We start from the raw sequence: 18,457 nt of genomic DNA, 5'->3' as shown, positions 1-18,457 counted from the left end.
CCGGCTGACGCCGGTCGCCTTCGGCGATCCTTGACACCGGGATTCGTCGAGAATTTTGGCTGGCTATCGGGTCGGCGGCAGGGGTTTGGCGCAGCGGTTTGGGCTTGGTAGGGGCTTGGGGACTGGGGTGGGCCGACCGCCGGAAGGAATTTTCCTTCCGCTGAGGCGAACGAATTTTCGTTCGCCTCAGAGAGGGCCTGGTCTGGGGTGGGGTCGACGCGTGGAAGAAAATTTTCTTCCACCCGGGGACCCATGTCTGATCTCGGTGTGGAGCGGTCACCCGCCGTGGGTGCCTATGCCGTGGCCACACCCGGGCCGCCGCCCCGATAGCCAGCCAAAATCTTTCTCGACATGGTCCGGTGTCAAGGACCGCGAAGCGGCCGGCGCAGCCGGCGGCCGCAGGCCGTCCTTGACTCCGGGCCAGGTCGAGAACACCCTCAAAGAACGGGTCGGCGGCCCACATCAACTAATGAGAAAACCCTCGCGGTCAGCGAAATGGCAAAAAAGCCCTCATACCCCATGCCGCTTGATGAACGACAGGATCTGCTCCGACAGCTCAGGCCGACAAACGATGACATCAGGCAGATACACATCGTCCTGGTTGTAGCGCAGCGGCGAGCCATCGATGCGGGAGGTGAACAGCCCGGCAGCGGCGGCAACGGCCACAGGCGCGGCGGAGTCCCACTCGTACTGCCCACCCGCGTGGACGTACGCGTCGGAGATGTCGCGCACGACCGACATCATCTTCACCCCGGCCGATCCCATCGGCACCAGCTCGGCGCCGAGCTCCTCGGCCAGCGCCTCCACGAACGCCGGGGGGCGGCTGCGGGAGACGGCGATCCGGGGGCGGGCTGAGGTCGAGGGCGGTACGACCGGAGCGGCGCCGGTGTGGAAGGTGCTCTGCACGGACGCGTCGGCCAGCGCCGGCTGCGCGACGGCACCGGCGATCAGCTCTCCGTCGTTGGAGGAGGCCCACAGCGCCACGTGCACCGCCCAGTCGTCGCGCGGCGGCTCGGAGAACTCGCGGGTCCCGTCGAGCGGATCGATGATCCACACCCGGTCCTTGGTGAGTCGCTCCTTGGAGTCCTTGCCCTCCTCGGAGAGGACGGCGTCCTCCGGGCGGTACTCGGCGACGAGCTCCATCAGCAGCTCGTGGGCCGCTAGGTCACCGGCGTCCTTGAGCTCCTTGCCCTCCAGGCCGGAGGTGGCACGCACCTCGAGCAGCCGGCGGCCGGCGGTCTCGGCGAGCCAGGCGGCCAGCAGGTGGTCGGAGGCGAGGATCTCGGTCGTAGGCACACCAGGCACGCTCTGCTGAATCTTCTCTGGCTCCGCTTCGAAAGTCACCCACGGCACTCTAGCGAGGCGACCGCCGAGTCCGATAAAGGCCCAGCCCGAGTCCGATCGCGGCGACCAGCGCCACCCCGGTCAGCACCGCGCGCAGGATCAGCCCGGTCTTGGCACGCTCGTGCTCGTCGGTGACGTCGTTGGCCATCGTCTCGGCCGACTTCAGGATCACTTGGAGAAGGCTCTGGATGTATTCGACAGCGCCGTCGGACCAGGTGCGGACGATCGGCTCGCCCTTCGACGCCGCCCTCATCTCGGTGGCGACGCCCTCGATGCTGCCCTTGGCGGCGACGTCGCGGACCGTACGCTGCACCATCATCGCGCCCGAGCCCTTGTCGAAGGTGCCGTCGGAGACCCGGTCGAGGTCGGCCTGGAGCTCCGGCGAGGCGCCCGAGTAGAACGCCGAGGACGCCTTCACCCAGGCGGCCTCCGCGTCGGTGAGCTCCTTGACCGACTTCGTGCCGATCTCGTTCTCGGAGAGTGCGACGACCATGAGCTCCCGCTCGATGCTGAACGCCTCCGCCGCCTGCGTCAGCTTGCTGAGGTTGCGGACCTGGTCGCCGGCCTGGTTGTCCTCCAGCTCCGGCACCTGCCCCGCGAGCATCAGCAGGTTGCTGGCCAGTGCGGTGTAGACCTCGCGCGCTGCGTCCTGGCTGGCCCGGTCGCCTTCTTGCATCTCGACCCGGTAGAGCTCCAAGTCGTCGAGCACCTCGGTGACGTCGTGGTGGAGTCTCCGCAGCTCGGCGTCACCGTCGACGTCGATCTCGGCCGCCGCCGTCCGCCACTCCTCGACCGCGAGGTCCGTGGTGTGCAGGTAGGTGGAGCGTACGTTGACCGGTGCCTGCGCGACGGGCTGCAGCGCGTCCCGTTCGAAGATCACGTCGACGGCGAGCTCGATGGTCTCCGGAAGCGCCTCGCTGAGCGCGGCCGCCCTGCCGGTCTCCGAAGCGCTCCGGAAGGAGGCGAAGGTGGCCAGGCCGCCGACAGCGACACCGACCAGGGCGACGGCCAGCAGGATGCTCAACGTCCGGTTGGCGCCGGAGCGCTTCGCCACCCGGGATCCGCCGGTCGGGAACGACCCGCTCGCCCCGATCTTCGCGAACGCCCCCGATGAGCCGGTGGCACCGGTCGACCCGGCAGCGGGGAACGAGCCGCTCCCGCCGAAAGCCTCGTAGGCACCGGAGGTGCTGATCGGACCCGACGGGTGCACCGGACGCTGCCTGGGCACCTGGGCGTCGAAGACCGGCAGCGGGCCCGAGCCGGTGAGCACCGCGACGACGTCCTGCGCGCTCGGCCGCTGCTCGGGGTCCTTGGCCATCATCATCGCGACCAGGTCGTCGATGATCTTCGGCACCTGGACCACGCCGCTGACCGGTGGGATGGGCGCGGTGGCGTGCTGGTAGACCATCGTCGCCGGCGCACCGCCGGAGTAGGGGGTGCGGCCGGTGAGCATCTCGTAGAAGACGCAGCCCAGGGAGTAGATGTCGCTCGGCGGACCGACCTCGCCACCCGAGCCACGTTCGGGCGAGAGGTAGCCGAGGCTTCCGACCACATCGTGGGTGGAGGTCAGCCGCTGGTCGCCCAGCCGGGCGAGCTGGGCGATCCCGAAGTCGACGATCCTGATCCTGCGGTCGCTGTCGTAGACGAGGTTGGACGGCTTGATGTCGCGGTGGACGATCCCCTGGGCGTGGACCGCGGCGAGCGTACGCGCGGCCTGGACGATGACCTCACCGGCCTCCCGGGCGATCAGCGGGCCGTGCGAGCGCAGGCGTTCGCCGAGGTCGGGGCCGGCCAGGAGCTCCATCACGAGGAAGGCCATCGGGCCGTTGGCGGTGCGTTCGATCCCGGCGTCGTGGACCTGCACGGTGCCGGGGTGGCTGGCGGCCGCGGTGGAGAGCGACTCACGCCGGAACCGCTCGATCATCGTCGGATCGGCCGACGTCCGCACGACCTTGACCGCGACCCAGCGCTGCAGGGTGAGGTCCATGGCCTGCCATACCTCGCCCATACCGCCTCGCCCGATCAGGCGGTGCAGCTCATAACGGCCGGCAATCATGGGGTGGGGGGAGGTTTGCATGGGGGACGTTCCCGTCGAGGATCCAGTTGTTCGTACGTGTTGGCTTGCTCACACAACGGCCTGGGAGTTTAGGCGACACTCACTAGTAGGCGCCAGAGCCACGCACAACAGCTTTGACTGTACGAACGACGATTCCGAAGTCCCGCAGCAGCGTCCAGTTGTCCACATAGTCGAGGTCCAGGCGGACCGTGTCCTCCCAGGAGAGGTCCGAACGCCCCGAGACCTGCCACAGCCCGGTCAGACCGGGTGCAACCGCAAGTCGGCGATGAGAGTCCCGATCGTACATCGCCACCTCGCTCGGCAGGCCCGGCCGGGGCCCGACCAGGGACATCTGGCCCAGCACGATGTTGAACAGCTGCGGCAGCTCGTCGATGGAGTACTTCCGCAGCACCCGTCCCACCCGGGTCACCCGGGGGTCCGCACGGAGCTTGAAGAGGACGTGGCCGGGCCGGTGGTCGAGCGTGCGCAGCAGCGACTCGGCGTCGACGACCATGGTGCGGAACTTCCAGATCCGGAACTGCTTGCCGCCTCGGCCGACGCGCACCTGCCGGAAGAAGACCGGACCCGGGGAGTCGAGCTTGATCACGACCGCCATCACGGCGAAGACCGGGAGGAGCACGGCGACGGCGGCCGCCGCGGCCAGCCACTCCCACACGTACTTGGCCACCCGGGTCAGTCGCGCCCGCAGGGCCTCGTCGACGTAGAGAAGGGTCATCGAGCCCAGCCGCATCGAGGACGTACGCTGCGGGGTCACGTCCTGCATCCGGGTGCTGACGAGCAGCGGCAGGCCGAAGGACTCGCTCGTCCAGGCCAGCCGCTGGATCTCGCGGCCCGCCAGGTCGGGCCCGGGGACGACCAGCACGGCGTCGGGTGCGACCGAGGCGATCGCGCCGGAGAGCCCGTCGGCTCGGCAGACCGCCGCCGCCTCCATCAGGCCGCCGCTGAGCCGGTGGGTCCACTCCGGGATGACACCGTGGTCATGGGCCGCCTCGACCACGACGACGCGCAGCGGGGTGCGCGGCCGGGAGCTGAAGATGTAGCCGACGATCCGGAACGCGAGCGCGGTCACCAGCCCGAGGATGGTCTGCACGACCAGCTGCGCCTGCGGCAGCTCGACCACAGCACCCAGCAGCCAGGTCGCCATGCTCATCGCCATGAACGCCTTGAAGACTCCCGAGACCGTCGCCCGCAGGCGCTCGGCGCCGGGCAGGATCTTCGGCGCGGTGATCCTGGTGGCCAGTCCCCAGAGCAGACCCCACACCAGCGCGTGGACGATCTCCTGTCCCACGATCAGCGGCGCGAGGACCATCAGCGCGAGCCCGTCGACCATCGAGGCCTGCAACCGAAGGGAGGGTGCCTTCGCGGACACCCTCCGGCGGTTGATGTCGAGCGGGACTACTGTCTCCACCGACGCCAGCTCTATCGTCATCAATCTCCCCCATAGCTGCTGGGCGCCCGAACGCTTACTTCATGCCAGAACAATGCGGGAAGAAAGCGGTCGTTGGGGGCCGAGGGGGGTCCGGTTAGACCAAATGAGGGAACCGGAACCCACTGGTCCAGACCAGTCGTCTCACTCCAGCGACTGCGGGGAGCGCCAGCCGAGGCGATGGGCGAGCCCGACGGCGGCGATCTGGGACGTGACCTGCAGCTTGGCGAGGATGGACTTCACCTGGGTGCGCACGGTCGCCTCGGAGACGACGCCGATCACGGCGATCTCGTGGACGGTGCGGCCGAGCATCAGATGGCCGAGAACCTGCGACTCGCGCTTGGTGAGCAACTCGATGCGGCGGCTCAGCTCCGAGACCTCGTGCTGGCGCTCGAACCAGACCCGGATCAGCCGCTCGCGGTCGCTCACCGCGAGCACGCAGGCGCCCTGGTAGAGCCGCCTGACGGTGCCGAGGATCTCGCCGAGCGGGCGGGACTTGGACAGCACCGTGCGGGCGCCGTTGCGCAGCGCCTGGCCCCAGCGCGCCTCCTCGATCGCACCGGTCACCACGACCACGTCGACGCCGGCCTTGGCCAGCGGCTCGATGAGGCGTACGCCGTCGCCGTAGCGGCCCAGGTCGAGGTCGAGGAGCACGACCTTCGGCTTGTTGCGGAGCACGACGGAGACCATGGTCGCGGTGGAGACGGGCTCGCTGGGCATCGGGATGCGGCGTACGTCGTATCCCTCCATCGAGACGGCGAGCTCGAGCGACTCGGCGAAGAGGACATGGTCCTCGACGATCACGACTCGATACTGACTACGCGGCGACAACGTCATCGGAGGCGCCTTCCTTGTCTGCTTCGGCGGTGGGGCGCTGGATCACGGCGCTGGGAAGGGTGACCACGAAGGTCGTACGGGCTGCGGCGGCGAGGCGGAGCGAGCCGCCCATCCGCTCGGCGACGGTGTGGGCCTCGTTGAGCCCGATGCCCTGGCCGGCCGAGTCCGGCCCACGGACACCCCACTCGAAGATCCGTTCGCGCACCTCGGGGGCTACCCCGGGGCCGTCGTCGGAGACCTCGATCACGACCATCTGACCGGACTCGCCGGGCTCATGCCGGACGGTGACGTCGACAGCGCCGGAGCCATGCTTGGCCGCGTTGTCGAGAAGAATGTTGATGATCCGCGCGGCCGCGTCCGAGCTGCCGACGGCGAGCGCGTTGCCAGGCTCGTGGACGACCGTGGTGCCGCTGGCCTCGTGCGCCAGGGCGAGGTTGTGGATCACGGCGTCGACATCGATCACACCGACGTCGATCGGCATCGTGTCCGCGCCGCCACGCTGGGCACGGACGAGACGTTCCAGACGCCTGAGCTCGCTGCCCATCATGGTCATCATCGCGACGCGACGCTCCGGATCGAGCGTGTCGGAGTTGCACAGCAGCTCGCTGGCCGAGCGGACGCCGGCGAGGGTAGAGGTCACCTCGTGCATCCGGGCCCGGTGGAGACGCTGGGTCTCACGCGCGCTGAGCAGGTCGTGATAGATCTCGTCGGCCGCCTTCGCCTCCGCCGCGCACACGCGCCGGTAGATGCGCACACCACCGAACAGCAGCGCTGCGGCGGCGACGAGCGAGGTGATGATGACGATGGCCGTGAGCAGGACCCAGAGGAGCGCTCCGTGGGTGTGGAAGGAGACCCAAGGGCCTTGAAGGACGGCGATCAGAAGGCTCTGGACGCCGACGAAGACAGCGGTGGTGGTGGCGTACGCGGTAGTTAACCAACCCGAGTTGATCCGCTTGAAAATGGACGTAGACATACTGCTCCCCAGGTCGGGTCGGCCAGTGAGGTATGAGTCCCGAATAGGGCCGTGTCCAGGCCCTGCTCCCCCAGCCCGAGCTTGTCGGGCCGTCCCAATTTGAATGTTTGTGACCGAAACCTTTACAAGGCAACGTAATCAGCACCGTATCGCCACGGGACCGCATTCCGGGCCAATACCGAGAATTGAGGAGTCAAAGAATTTCGAGGTCGTCCACAAACTACATTGCGGGACACGTTGTCCCAGGTCATCCCCAAACTTGGGGCACTGTAGAACAGGTTCCCGATCCCCGCCTGCGGATCACCAGAATAGCCATACCCCCAGGGAGATCCAGCGGGGCCCGAGACGACCGAATGGCACGGCAGACATGGCAGGCTCGACCGAACGACTCAGGGTTGCTGTCTCCGCCGACGAGACGATGACCCTCGATGCCGTGACGGTTGCGCTCGACGAGCGAGGCATCACCGTGACCGCGACCGCCTCGACCTCAGCGGATCCGGACGAGCTGCTGGTCGGAGATCCTTCGGCCTGGCTGGTGGTCACCGACCTCGACGGCTGGACCCATCTCAGCGAGCTGTGTGACCTGATCCGCGGCGTACGACTGCCCGGGGTCGTGCTGACCCCCGCCCCGCGCGGCGGCCTCTGGGGTGCCCTGCTCGAGGCCGGTGCGGTCGCGGTGCTCTCCGCCGACACCGACTCGGACACGATCGAGGACACGCTGCGCGACGCGGCCGAGGGACGGTGCGGGCACACTCCGAGCGAGGCCGAGGGGCTCATCGCGCAGTGGCACCTGCTCCGGGACGGTCGCGAGCGCATGCACCGCCTGGTCCGTTCGCTGACCGTGCGCGAGCACGAGGTGCTGGAGCTGCTCTACGACGGGGCCACCGTCGCCGAGATCGCGGCGCGCTTCGGCGTCGCCCAGACGACGGTGCGGACCCAGGTGAAGTCGATCCTGCGGAAGTTCGAGGTCGGTTCCCAGCTGGCCGCGGTCGCTGCGTACGACCGGTATCTGCGCCCGCCCAGGAGCTGACCTAGGAGCTGACCCTAGGAGTTGAACTTCTGCTGGGTCTTCTCCAGACCCTCGTTGATCAGCGTCTCGATCGCGTCGGCGGCGGTGTCGACCACGAACGGCAGCACCTTGCGCTCGGTGGTGGAGAAGTTGGAGAGCACGAAGTCGTGCACCTCCTGGCGACCGGGCGGGCGGCCGATGCCGACGCGCACCCGGTAGAAGTCGCCGGTGCCCAGGGAGGACCGCATCGACTTGAGGCCGTTGTGGCCGTTGTCGCCACCGCCCAGCTTGACCCGCATCGTGTCGAAGGCGATGTCGAGCTCGTCATGGATGGCGATGACGTGGTCGGGCTGGACCTTGTAGAAGGTCGCGAGCGCCTTGACCGGCCCGCCGGACTCGTTCATGTAGGTCCGGGAACGGGCGAGCACGACGCGTGGGCCGGGCAGCCCCGGGCTGTGTCCATTTCTGGCACCCGGGAGCCGCCCTTCCACGACGTCAGCACGGCCGGACTTGTGGGCACGCCACTTGCCGTCCAGCCGGTTGGCCAGCTCGTCGGTGACGAGATAGCCGATGTTGTGACGGTGTCCGGCGTACGTCGGCCCGGGGTTGCCCAGGCCGACGACCAGCCAGACGCCGTCGGTCACAGCACTGGTCACTCGCCGTTGGTGTCCTCGGCCTCGGCGGACTCAGCGGTCTCGCCCTCGGCGGCCTCGTCGGCGGCGGGCTCCTCGATCGTCTTGGCCTCGGTGATGTTGACGACCAGGGTCTCCGGGTCGGTGACCAGGGTGGTGCCCTTGGGCAGCGGGACGGAACCGGCGAGGATCTGGGTGCCGGCCTCGAGGCCCTCGATGCTGACCTCGATGCTCTCCGGGACGTGGGTCGCCTCGGCCTCGACGGTCAGGGTGTTGGCGTCGGTGACGACCATGGTGCCCGAGATCGCGTCGCCCACGACGTGGACGTTGATGTCGACGGTGACCTTCTCGCCGACGCGGACGGCGACGAAGTCGACGTGCTCGATGACGCGGCGGACGTCGTCGACCTGGACCTGCTTGGTCATGGCGAGCTGGACCTTGCCGTCGATGTCGAGCTCGAGGAGAGCGTTCGCACCGTGGTTCTTCAGCGCCATCATGGTGGCGTGACCCGGCAGGGTCAGGTGCATCGGGTCGGCGCCGTGGCCGTAGACGACCGCCGGAATCTTGTTCTCACGGCGGATGCGGCGAGCGGCACCCTTGCCGAACTCGGTGCGCTTCTCGGCGACGATCTTCTCGCTGGACATGCGTTGAACTCCTCGATGAGTGGTGCTGACGTCAATGGCGCCCGGCTGGTCCAACGAAGGCCGTGCGACGAAGGCACGGCGTCTCTGCGAAGAGACGTCCACCTTGTCGATCACGGAGCGCGATGCGCTCCCTCGCCGAGGCAACTGCCACAGACTATCCCCGGATCACGCTCACAGCGAAATGCGCGCGCGTGCTGACCTGCGAGGACGTACGTTGGAGGTCGTGTCCCTCACACTCGACGAGGCCCGCACACGGGCCGGCGTGCTCAGCACCGTCTCCTACTCGCTCGATCTCGACCTCACCGGTCCCGAGACCTTCCGGAGCCACACCCGGGTCCGGTTCCGTTCCACGGTCGCCGAGACGTTCCTGGACCTGAAGGGCGCCCTCGCGGTGTCGTTGGTCGTCAACGGGGAGGCGGTCGAGGCCGCCTACGACGGCGTGCGGGTGGGCCTGTCCGGCCTCTCGACCGGGCTGTCCGAGGGGGCGGTCAACGAGGTGGAGGTGACCGCGACGCTGCCCTATACGACCGACGGCGACGGGATGCACACGTTCACCGACCCCGTCGACGGATCGCGCTACGTGTCGGCCTACCTGGGCATGGACAACGCCTCGAAGGTCTTCGCCTGCTTCGACCAGAACGATCTCAAGGCGTCGTTCGCGGTCACGGTCGCCGCAGATCTGGCCGACACCGTCCTCGCCAACGGCGCCGTCGTCTCGCACGGCGGCGGCCGCTGGGTCTTCGCCACCACTCCCCCGATCCCGCCGGCGCTGCTGGTCGTCGCCGCCGGACCGTGGCACTCGGTGCGATGGACGTACGCGCTCGATTCCGGGGAGAGCCTCGACTTCGGCTGGCATGCCCGGCGGTCGCTGGCGGCCGAGCTCGACCGGGACGCGGACGAGCTGCGGCGTACGTCCGAGGCGTGCTTCGCCCACTACGCCGACCTCATCGACGAGCCCTATCCCTTCGACTCCTACGACCAGGTCTTCGTGCCCGGGCTCAACTGGGGTGCGCAGGAGATGCCGGGGTGCGTGACCTACCGCGACGAGCTGTTGCCGCGTGGCGCGATCACCGACACCCAGCGGGCCATCCGCGCGGTGATCATCGCCCACGAGATGTCGCACATGTGGTTCGGCGACTCGATGACGATGACCTGGTGGGAGGACACCTGGCTGCAGGAGTCGTTCGCGGACTACATGGGCTACCGCGTCGCCGAGGCGGGCGCCGGCTTCTCGGACCTGCGGGTCGAGGTGGAGATCGGGAGCAAGCCGTGGGGATACCGCTCCGACGCGCGCCGCTCGACCCATCCGGTCGCTCCGCTGGCGGTGGACGTACCCGACGTGGACACCGCCGCCACGATCTTCGACGGCATCTCCTACGCCAAGGGCGGGGCCTGCCTGGTGCAGCTCGCCTTCTGGCTCGGTGACGAGGAGTTCATGGCCGGGGTCAATCGCCACCTGACCCGCTTCCGGTTCGCCAACGCGACCCTCGCCGACTTCGTCGAGTCGCTCGCGGCGAGCTCGCCGAAGGACGTACGCGGGTGGGTGGACGCCTGGCTGCGGCGCCCCGGGTTCGACACGGTGTCGGTGCGGCGCGACGGGGACGTCCCGGTCCTGGAGCGCGACGGGAGCCGGCCGCACGCGTTCACCGTCGCCGGCTACGACTCCTCGCTGCGACTCGTCGGACGTACGCGGGTCGAGCTGGGTGCCGATCCGGTGCCGCTGCCGGAGTTCGCCGGGCTCGTCGTGGTCCCCAACGCCGGCGGCGAGACCTTCGCCGCGCTCCGTCTCGACCCGGGGTCGTGGGAGGCGCTCTCCGGCGGGCTCTCCCGGCTCGAGGACCCGCTCGTACGTGCCGTGCTCTGGTCCGCCACCGCCCTCCGGGTGCGATCGCGTGACCTGTCGGCCGACGACTACCTCGACCTGGTCGAGACCCACCTGCCCGCAGAGACCCGGGCCGACATCATCGAGGGAGTGCTCGCCGAGACCCGGTCGGTGGTGATCCCGCATCGGGTGCCCGCATCGCGAGCGGCTGGAGCGGTCGCGCGGGTCGCCGCCGCGTCCGCCGCGGGCCTGGCGGCGTCCGCGGACGACGAGCAGCGGGCGCTGGCCTGGGCCGCGGCCCTGGCCGCGACCAGCGCGGACGCCGAGCTGCTGCGCGGCTGGCTGGACGCCGACAAGATCAGGGTCAGCATCCCGCTGCTGCCGACCACACGCTGGGCGGCGATCGTACGTCTCGCCTCGCTCGGTGAGGCCGACGCGCGCTTCATCGCGACCGAACGCGACCGGGACGGCACCGCTGAGGGAGACCTCGGGGCGCTTCGGGCTCTCGCCGCCCGCCCCTCGACCAGCGCGAAGGACGCCGCCTGGGAGGCGATGCTCGCCCCCGGTGTCGACAACCGTCGCTTCGGGGCGCTGGCATCGGGGATGTGGATCGCCGAGCAGGCGCATCTGCTGCGTCCCTACGTCACCGCCTATCTCGCCGAGGCGCCGGCGCTGGCCACCCGTGGCCAGGCCTTCGCCCTCGAGGTCGGGCGTGCCTTCCCGCGGATCGCTCTCGACGACAGTCAGCTCGATGCGCTGCGCGCGGCCCTGGCCGGCAACGTACCGACGATCCTGCGACGGTCCTGGGAGGACCACTTCGACGACCGCGAGTAGCGACCACTAGCCTCTATCCGCCCTCGACCCCCATCACTGAGGACGGCCATGAAGAAGACGCGCATCTGGCTCGGCGTCGGGATCGCGTTCGTCGTGCTCGTCGGCGCCGTCACCGGCACCGGCTGGTACCTCGCCCACCGGCTCGACCGTCAGGTCCGGACCGTCGATGTCTTCGCCGGGCTCGAGGAGCGTCCCGAGGCGGCCGGCGACGCTGCCGGCGCCCTGAACATCCTGCTCCTCGGCACCGACGGGCGTACCGGCGGCAAGGCCACCACCGGCAGCGGAGCCACCGCGTCGTGGACCCCTGGCGAGCAGCGAGCCGACACGATGATGCTGCTCCACCTCAGCGCGGACCGACGCTCGGCCTCGGTCGTCTCGATCCCCCGGGACTCCTGGGTGCGGATCCCCGGGCACGGCAAGGCCAAGGTCAACGCTGCTTTCTCCCAAGGTGGGCCGAGGCTCAGCGTGCAGACGGTGGAGAAGCTCACCGGCGTACGCATCGACCACGTCGCCTGGGTCGACTGGGCCGGCTTCGAGGAGATCGGCGACCTCCTCGGCGGCGTCGAGGTCTACATCCCCGAGACCGTCCACGACTCCGCACGCCACCGCACCTGGACCAAGGGCACCCACCTGCTCAGCGGTGAAGAGGCCCTCCTCTACGTACGCCAGCGCTACGGCCTCCCCGGCGGCGACCTGGACCGGGTGAAGCGCCAGCAGTACGTGCTGCGCTCCATCCTCCGCGGCCTGAGGCAGAGCGTCGACCCGAAGAACCCCAAGAAGGCCTACGACCTCCTCGACATCATCACCCGTCACCTGACCGTCGACTCCGGCTTCTCCGGCGGCGACCTTCGCGGGTTGGCACTCGATCTTGCCCGGATGCCGTCTTCGGACCTCACGTTCTTCACCGCCCCCGTCGCTGGGTTGGGCAAGGAGGGTGCCCAGAGCGTCGTCCGTCTCGACAAGCGCGAGGGGCGCCGCTTGTGGGCGGCTATGCGTGAGGACGACATGGCGAGCTGGCTCGCCGAGAATCCCGATGCTGTGACTGGCGGGACGGTCAGCTGAGGTTCTTCGGGGCGGGGGCCGCCGACCCGTTATGGATGGTGTTCTCGCCGAATCCCGGAGTCAAGGACGGCCTGCGGCCGCCGGCTTCGCCGGCCGCCTTCGGCGATCCTTGACACCGGGATCCGTCGAGAAATTTGGCTGGCTATCGGGTCGGCGGCGGGGTCTGGCGCAGCGGATTCAGTTGGGTGCGGGCTTGGGGGCTGTGGCTGGTCGTGTGCCGGCGGATCGTGCTTCGTGGGTGCCTATGGCAGTGGGCGCGATCTTGTGAATGGTTCACAAGCGGGCCCGTGTTCTTGGCTGGGTCGGGTTCGGTGCCGGCAGGGTCGCGAGTTCCCCACCGATCGGGAGAACTCCCCACGGGCGTGGAGGTTCCCCATGCTCCGGAGCGTGGGGAACGTTCGCTGCAGTGGGGAAATGTTCCCGCCGGTGGGGAGCGGCGGGCATGGAGTCGAGCAAGGGTCGCCGGAACGCTCATCTGGGCACCGGGACGGGCCGTTTCAGCGAGAGCTGAAGACGGGTCGAGGGTTGGAGTCGTCAGGCCCGAAGGGGCAGGACCCGGTGAAGTGGTTCCTCGCCCAGTCGGTTAGGGGCGACGGGTGAACCTGATGGTGCCGTCGGGCAGCCGCTGATGGGTATAGCCGGGTGCATGGGCGAGGCGATGATGATGGGGACACAACAAGGCCCCGTCTTTGAGGTCGGTCTTGCCGCCGGCGGCCCAGGGGTCGAGGTGGTGGGCGTCGCACCATTCCGGTGGCATGTCACAACCCTCGGCCTGGCAGCACTTCTGCTGCAACCGGAGCGCCTTGCGCTGGATCGGCTGGAAGAACCGACTGCCCCGGCCAGCGTCGAGGACCTCACTGTCACCACCCAACACCCACGGGATGATGGTGGCGTTGCACGCCATCCGCCTCGCCTCGGCCGCGGAGATCGTGGCCCCGTTGGTCTCGTCATAGCCCAGGGTCGCGATGCCGAGGTCTTTGCGGAGCTCCTCGAGGGAGATCACCACGTTGACCACGGTGGCGTCGCCACCGTGACGCGGCAACGCGGCCGGGTCGATCGTCTCCAGCAGCCGCGAGAAGCCTTGGCCCATCAGTCGTTCCCACGGCGGCAGCGGGGCACCCTTGGCGACCAACTGTTGTTTGCGGGGCTGGGCCCAGGCCTCGACCAGCCGCTTGAACCGCATCCCCACCGAGACCGGCAGCACCCCGTCGAAGCCGACGGTGCCGTCGTGGTTGTCCCACACCCGCAGCGCCGTCTTCTGCTGAGCACGCTCCTCTTCAGCCAACAATGCTTTGGCTTCGGCGTCCTCGAACCGGGCCGGGTCGATCTCGGCCAGGATCCGTCGTCCGACGATGCGGAGCTCGTTCGCGGTCAACCGGCCGGCGTAGCCAACGAGCAGCTTCTCGGCCAGGACCAGGTCCTCGGCACTGGCGACCGGGTCGGTCTCGATCTTGTCGAGGGCTTGGGTGATCACCCGGGCCTTGTCCTGGGACACCACACCCTCGGCGAGACCGGTGGCGACTAGGTCGTACTTCGCAACACTGGCCGCGAGCTGGATCTGCGAACGAGCCACGGTCTTGTCGACCAGGAGGTCGGTCCGCATCCACCCGGAGGCGTCCTTGGCACCGGTCTCCTCGGCGATGTCACCTGCCGTGGCGAGCACCCTCAGTTTCAATGCGGCCTGTTGGGCCTGGAGTTTCTCCAGCCGCTCGAGGAGGTCCTTCTTCTGCCCGGTGCGCCAATAGGCGGGATCGGTCGCGAGGAGGTCTTGGAGGGCGGTCTCGATGGCGGCCAAGGCAGCCTCGATCGCATCGCCGGGGTTAGCTCCCCAGTGGTCGATCGAACGCCCGAGACTCATCGCCTTTCCTCTCCTTCAGAGGTGTGCTGTGATGGGTCTGATTCTACGCTCCCCACTCCTGTCTGGCCAACTATTTTCCCTGATCAGACACCTTTTTCGCGGTGAGCGAACGACCTCGATCCTGTGGATGGTAAGTGGCCCGAAGGGCCACCCTCACGCCCATCAACATCACCGGTCCCAAACAACATTCACTCCGCGCCACACCCGGGCCGCCGCCCCGATAGCCAGCCAAGTTTTTCTCGACGGGCCCCGGTGTCAAGGACCGCGAAGCGGCCGGCGAAGCCGGCGGCCGCAGGCCGTCCTTGATTCCGGGGTTCGTCGAGAAGACCCTCGAAAACGGGTCGGCGGCCCACCCCAACCAAGAAAGAACCCCCAGCTACCGTGAGAAACATGCCGATCCCAGACTTCATCGTCGCCCTCCGCCAGAAGATAGGTACAGAGCTGCTCTGGCTCCCCGGCGTAACAGCGGTAGTGCGCAGAGACGACGAGATCCTCCTGGTCCAGCGCGCAGACAACCTGAGATGGACACCGATCACCGGGATCGTCGACCCCGGCGAACAGCCGGCAACGGCAGCAGTACGCGAGGCGAAGGAGGAGACCGGGGTCGACATCGTGGTCGACCGGCTGGCATCAGTAGGCGCGACGAGCCCGATGGTCTACCCCAACGGGGATCGTGCGGTCTACATGGACCTCACGTTCAGCTGCACGTGGCGCTCGGGCGAGGCGTACGTCGCGGATGACGAGTCCGCGGATGTCGGCTGGTTCCGCGTGGACGATCTCCCGGAGATGCCTCCGGAGCTCCGGGCGCAGATCGACGCCGCCCTCTCCGACGAGGCCGAGGCCCGGTTCGTCGCACCGTGAGCGCGGGACCCGTCGTCAGCCGGACTCCCGCAGTCGGCCGTCGAGGAGACTCATGAGCTCTGCGACACGGTTCTTGCCGGCCGGCACGACCGGATAGCGCGCGAGTACGTCGAGCAGCACCGGGCTCGCACGATCAACGGCTCGGTCCAGGGACGCGACGGCAGCCCCAGGCTCGGAGATCTCCGCGATCCGGGCGACACTGGCTGCCGCGCGCAGGATGTGCCCGACCTGAGCGGCATCGGCGAGCGGATGGAGGTAGGCGGCCGATGCGGCGTCGCCGGCGCTTCGGGCAGCCAGCCGAGCCACCTCAGAAGGAGCCTCCTTGGCCGCCCGATGGGCGTCCAGGGAGGTGACGCGCTGCAGCTTCGTACGCCTTGCACCACCGACGAACTCCCAGGCCGCATCCAGCGCCAGCCTCGGTCGAGGATCGTCGGGGCAGGCCGCCTCGAACACGGGCAGGACCTCGTCAGCGGCCTCCGCGACGTAGCGGGCGACGACCCGGAGCTCGTCGGTCGTCAGCTCGAAGTCGCCCGCCACGAAAGACCAGCGTCAGGCGTGGCCGTCGAACATCGAGGTCACCGAGCCGTCCTCGAAGACCTCGCGGATCGCGCGGGCGAGCATGGGGGCGATGGAGAGCGTGGTGAGCTTGTCGAACTGCTTCTCCTCCGGCACCGGGAGGGTGTTGGTGATGACGACCTCGGTGGCGGTGGAGTTCTTCAGCCGGTCGACGGCGGGGTCGGAGAGGATCGCGTGGGTGGCGCAGATGATCACGCCGGCGGCACCGTCGGCCATGAGCGCGTCCGCGGCCTTCACGATCGTGCCACCGGTGTCGATCATGTCGTCGGCGAGGATGCAGATGCGGTCCTTGACCTCACCCACGACGCGGTTGGCGACGGTCTCGTTGGGCCGGTTGATGTCGCGGGTCTTGTGGATGAACGCCAGCGGCGCCCCACCGAGCCGGGCCGCCCAGCGCTCGGCGACCTTGATCCGGCCGGCATCGGGAGAGACGACGGCGAGCGGCTGGTTCCCGTACTTGTCCTTGATGTAGTCGGTCAGCAGCGGCAGCGCCATCAGGTGGTCGACGGGACCGTCGAAGTAGCCCTGGAGCTGGTCAGCGTGGAGGTCGACGGAGATGATCCGGTCGGCACCCGCGGTCTTGAACATGTCGGCGACCAGACGGGCCGAGATCGGCTCGCGGCCGCGGTGCTTCTTGTCCTGGCGGGAGTATCCCCAGAACGGCATCACGACGGTGATCCGCTTGGCCGAGGCGCGCTTCAGCGCGTCGACCATGATCAGGTGCTCCATGAGCCACTGGTTGATCGGCGCCGTGTGCGACTGGATGACGAACGCGTCCGAGCCGCGCACCGACTCCTCGTAGCGTACGTAGATCTCGGAGTTGGCGAAGTCGTAGGCCGAGGTCGGCGTCAGCTTCGTTCCCAGAAGGTCGGCGACCTCCTCGGCGAGGACCGGGTGAGCCCGGCCGCTGAAGAGCATCATCTGCTTCTCGGTGGTGCGCTTGGTCATGTGCTGGCTCCTACCCCCGGGGTCACTGCACTTGGATTCTCCATCAACTTCGCTGCCGGACCCAACCCCGGGGGTCACTCCCCCGTCGCCGAGGGTTCACCGAGGATGGGTACGCCCGACTCGAGTGCCTCCTCGGCCGCGGCCGCCTGCGCCGTGCCTGCCCGCTTCGCCAGCGCCCACCCCTCGATGATCCGCTGCTGACCTGCGGAGACGGCCAGCGCACCGGGCGGAACGTCCTCCCGGATGAGGGCCTCGCCACCGGTCGCCGCGCCGTCGCCGACGACCACCGGGGCGACAAAGGTCACACCTGACCCCGACTTCACGTGTCGCCCGATCCGGGTCTTGTGCTTGTTGACGCCGTCGTAGTTGGCGAAGATCGTGCCGGCCCCGATGTTGGTGCCCTCGCCGATCGTCGCGTCGCCGACGTAGGACAGGTGCGGCACCTTGGCGCCGGGCCCGATGGTCGAGTTCTTGACCTCGACGAAGCCGCCGATCTTGCCCTCCTCGCCGAGCACCGTGCCCGGGCGCAGGTAGGAGAACGGCCCGACGTTGGCACCGGGTCCGACGACGGCGAGCTCTGCCTGCGTACGCACCACCCGGGCGCCGTGGCCGACCTCGGTGTCCTTCAGCGTGCAGTCCGGACCGACCACCGCGTCCTCGTCGATCCGGGTGGCACCGATGAGCTGGGTGCCGGGCAAGATGGTGACGTCGGGCGCGAGCTCGACGTCGGCGTCGATCCAGGTCGTGGCCGGGTCCATCACGGTGACCCCGTCCTTCATCCACCGGGTCACGATCCGATCGTTGAGGATCTTCCCGAGCGCGGCGAGCTGGGCCCGATCGTTGGCGCCCTCGGCCTCGCTGACGTCGTCGAGGACGAACGCGTCCACCCCGAGCCCGTCCGAGACCGCGAGCGCGATCGCGTCGGTGAGGTAGAACTCCTTCTTCGCGTTGTCGTTGCCGATCCGCGGAAGCACCGAGGCCAGGAAGCCTCCGTCGAAGGCGATGATCCCCGAGTTGATCTCGTTGATCGCCCGCTCCTCGTCGGTCGCGTCCTTCTCCTCGACGATCCCGGTGACCCCTGCGTCTCCACGCAGGATCCGGCCGTAGCCGAAGGGCTCCGGGACGATCCCGCTCAGGATCGTCGCGGCCCGGCCGGCGGCCTCGTGGTCGGCCACCAGCGCGCGCAGCGACTCACCGCGCAGCAGGGGCGTGTCGCCGTACGTCACCAGGACCGTTCCGCCGGAGACCGCGCCGGCCTCGACCGCCACCCGCACGGCGTGCGCCGTGCCGAGCTGCTCGGTCTGTACCGCGATCACGGCCTCGGGCAGGATCTCGGCGATGTGGGGCTCGACCAGCTCGCGCTGGTGTCCCACGACCGCGACGACACGGGACGCCCCGGCCTCCGAGACGGCGGCCAGGACATGGCCCACGAGACTCCGGCCCGCGATCTGGTGGAGCATCTTGGGAGTCTTGGACTTCATCCGGGTGCCGCCACCGGCGGCCAGCACGATCACGGTGAGCTCGCTCATGTTGCGTCAGTCTAGGCCGCCGCGC

15 protein-coding genes are annotated in these 18,457 nt (G+C 68.8%); 4 read left to right on the top strand and 11 right to left on the bottom strand.

The features are described from left to right. Positions 1–510 precede the first annotated feature (510 nt). From ACW14X_RS19920 to ACW14X_RS19900, 5 genes are all read right to left on the bottom strand, one after another. Positions 511–1,296, bottom strand: coding sequence for a 3'(2'),5'-bisphosphate nucleotidase CysQ (locus ACW14X_RS19920; protein WP_457163053.1), 786 nt, complete (start codon positions 1,294–1,296; stop codon positions 511–513). 58 nt (positions 1,297–1,354) lie between these two features. After that, on the bottom strand, positions 1,355–3,400 hold the full coding sequence (locus ACW14X_RS19915; protein WP_457166075.1) for a protein kinase domain-containing protein: 2,046 nt from the start codon (positions 3,398–3,400) through the stop codon (positions 1,355–1,357). Positions 3,401–3,503: 103 nt separating this feature from the next. Continuing rightward, entirely contained in the window at positions 3,504–4,850 is a 1,347-nt protein-coding gene (locus tag ACW14X_RS19910; protein ID WP_160027237.1) for an exopolysaccharide biosynthesis polyprenyl glycosylphosphotransferase, read from the bottom strand. A 141-nt stretch (positions 4,851–4,991) separates the two neighbouring features. Beyond that, positions 4,992–5,684: a response regulator transcription factor gene (locus ACW14X_RS19905; protein ID WP_091052720.1), complete on the bottom strand. Its 693-nt coding sequence runs from the start codon at positions 5,682–5,684 to the stop codon at positions 4,992–4,994. Then, the gene (locus tag ACW14X_RS19900; RefSeq protein ID WP_350844514.1) at positions 5,665–6,657 is read right to left on the bottom strand and encodes a sensor histidine kinase; all 993 of its coding nucleotides are present in this window, start codon (positions 6,655–6,657) and stop codon (positions 5,665–5,667) included. The genes ACW14X_RS19905 and ACW14X_RS19900 overlap by 20 nt, the downstream gene beginning before the upstream one ends. 367 nt (positions 6,658–7,024) lie before the next feature. On the opposite strand from ACW14X_RS19900, the gene ACW14X_RS19895 reads away from it, so the two are divergent. Next, positions 7,025–7,687 (top strand): helix-turn-helix transcriptional regulator, encoded by a 663-nt coding sequence (locus ACW14X_RS19895; protein ID WP_457163052.1) that lies wholly within the window; start codon positions 7,025–7,027, stop codon positions 7,685–7,687. 14 nt (positions 7,688–7,701) lie between these two features. Here ACW14X_RS19895 and pth read toward each other — a convergent pair whose 3' ends face one another. Next, positions 7,702–8,322, bottom strand: a complete 621-nt coding sequence (pth, locus tag ACW14X_RS19890) for an aminoacyl-tRNA hydrolase (RefSeq protein WP_350715362.1) — start codon at positions 8,320–8,322, stop codon at positions 7,702–7,704. Beyond that, positions 8,319–8,942, bottom strand: coding sequence for a 50S ribosomal protein L25/general stress protein Ctc (locus ACW14X_RS19885; protein ID WP_160027222.1), 624 nt, complete (start codon positions 8,940–8,942; stop codon positions 8,319–8,321). The genes pth and ACW14X_RS19885 overlap by 4 nt, the downstream gene beginning before the upstream one ends. A 223-nt stretch (positions 8,943–9,165) precedes the next feature. Between ACW14X_RS19885 and pepN the strand changes: the two genes are divergently transcribed. Together pepN and ACW14X_RS19875 are read left to right on the top strand one after the other, a co-directional pair. Then, the gene (pepN, locus tag ACW14X_RS19880) at positions 9,166–11,598 is read left to right on the top strand and encodes an aminopeptidase N (RefSeq protein WP_457163051.1); all 2,433 of its coding nucleotides are present in this window, start codon (positions 9,166–9,168) and stop codon (positions 11,596–11,598) included. A 48-nt stretch (positions 11,599–11,646) separates the two neighbouring features. Next, a complete protein-coding gene (locus tag ACW14X_RS19875) occupies positions 11,647–12,660 on the top strand; it encodes an LCP family protein (RefSeq protein WP_457163050.1) in 1,014 nt (337 codons plus the stop codon). A 583-nt stretch (positions 12,661–13,243) separates the two neighbouring features. Here the strand turns inward: ACW14X_RS19875 and ACW14X_RS19870 are convergent. After that, on the bottom strand, positions 13,244–14,518 hold the full coding sequence (locus ACW14X_RS19870) for a DUF222 domain-containing protein (protein WP_457163049.1): 1,275 nt from the start codon (positions 14,516–14,518) through the stop codon (positions 13,244–13,246). Between the two features lie 390 nt (positions 14,519–14,908). Here ACW14X_RS19870 and ACW14X_RS19865 point away from each other — a divergent pair, with 390 nt between their 5' ends. Continuing rightward, entirely contained in the window at positions 14,909–15,379 is a 471-nt protein-coding gene (locus ACW14X_RS19865; protein ID WP_457163048.1) for an NUDIX hydrolase, read from the top strand. A gap of 15 nt (positions 15,380–15,394) precedes the next feature. Here the strand turns inward: ACW14X_RS19865 and ACW14X_RS19860 are convergent, their stop codons facing one another. The 3 genes from ACW14X_RS19860 to glmU all read right to left on the bottom strand — a co-directional run bounded on the left by ACW14X_RS19860 (position 15,395) and on the right by glmU (position 18,432). Next, entirely contained in the window at positions 15,395–15,916 is a 522-nt protein-coding gene (locus tag ACW14X_RS19860) for a putative immunity protein (protein ID WP_457163047.1), read from the bottom strand. A 12-nt stretch (positions 15,917–15,928) separates the two neighbouring features. Next, positions 15,929–16,903 (bottom strand): ribose-phosphate diphosphokinase, encoded by a 975-nt coding sequence (locus ACW14X_RS19855; RefSeq protein ID WP_457163046.1) that lies wholly within the window; start codon positions 16,901–16,903, stop codon positions 15,929–15,931. A gap of 74 nt (positions 16,904–16,977) precedes the next feature. Continuing rightward, positions 16,978–18,432, bottom strand: a complete 1,455-nt coding sequence (gene glmU, locus ACW14X_RS19850) for a bifunctional UDP-N-acetylglucosamine diphosphorylase/glucosamine-1-phosphate N-acetyltransferase GlmU (protein ID WP_457163045.1) — start codon at positions 18,430–18,432, stop codon at positions 16,978–16,980. Positions 18,433–18,457: the final 25 nt, after the last annotated feature.

The organism is Nocardioides sp. YJ-D4 (assembly GCF_054031495.1).
Note: the sequence above shows the minus strand (reverse complement) of the source record. Positions and strands in the feature narration are given on the sequence as shown.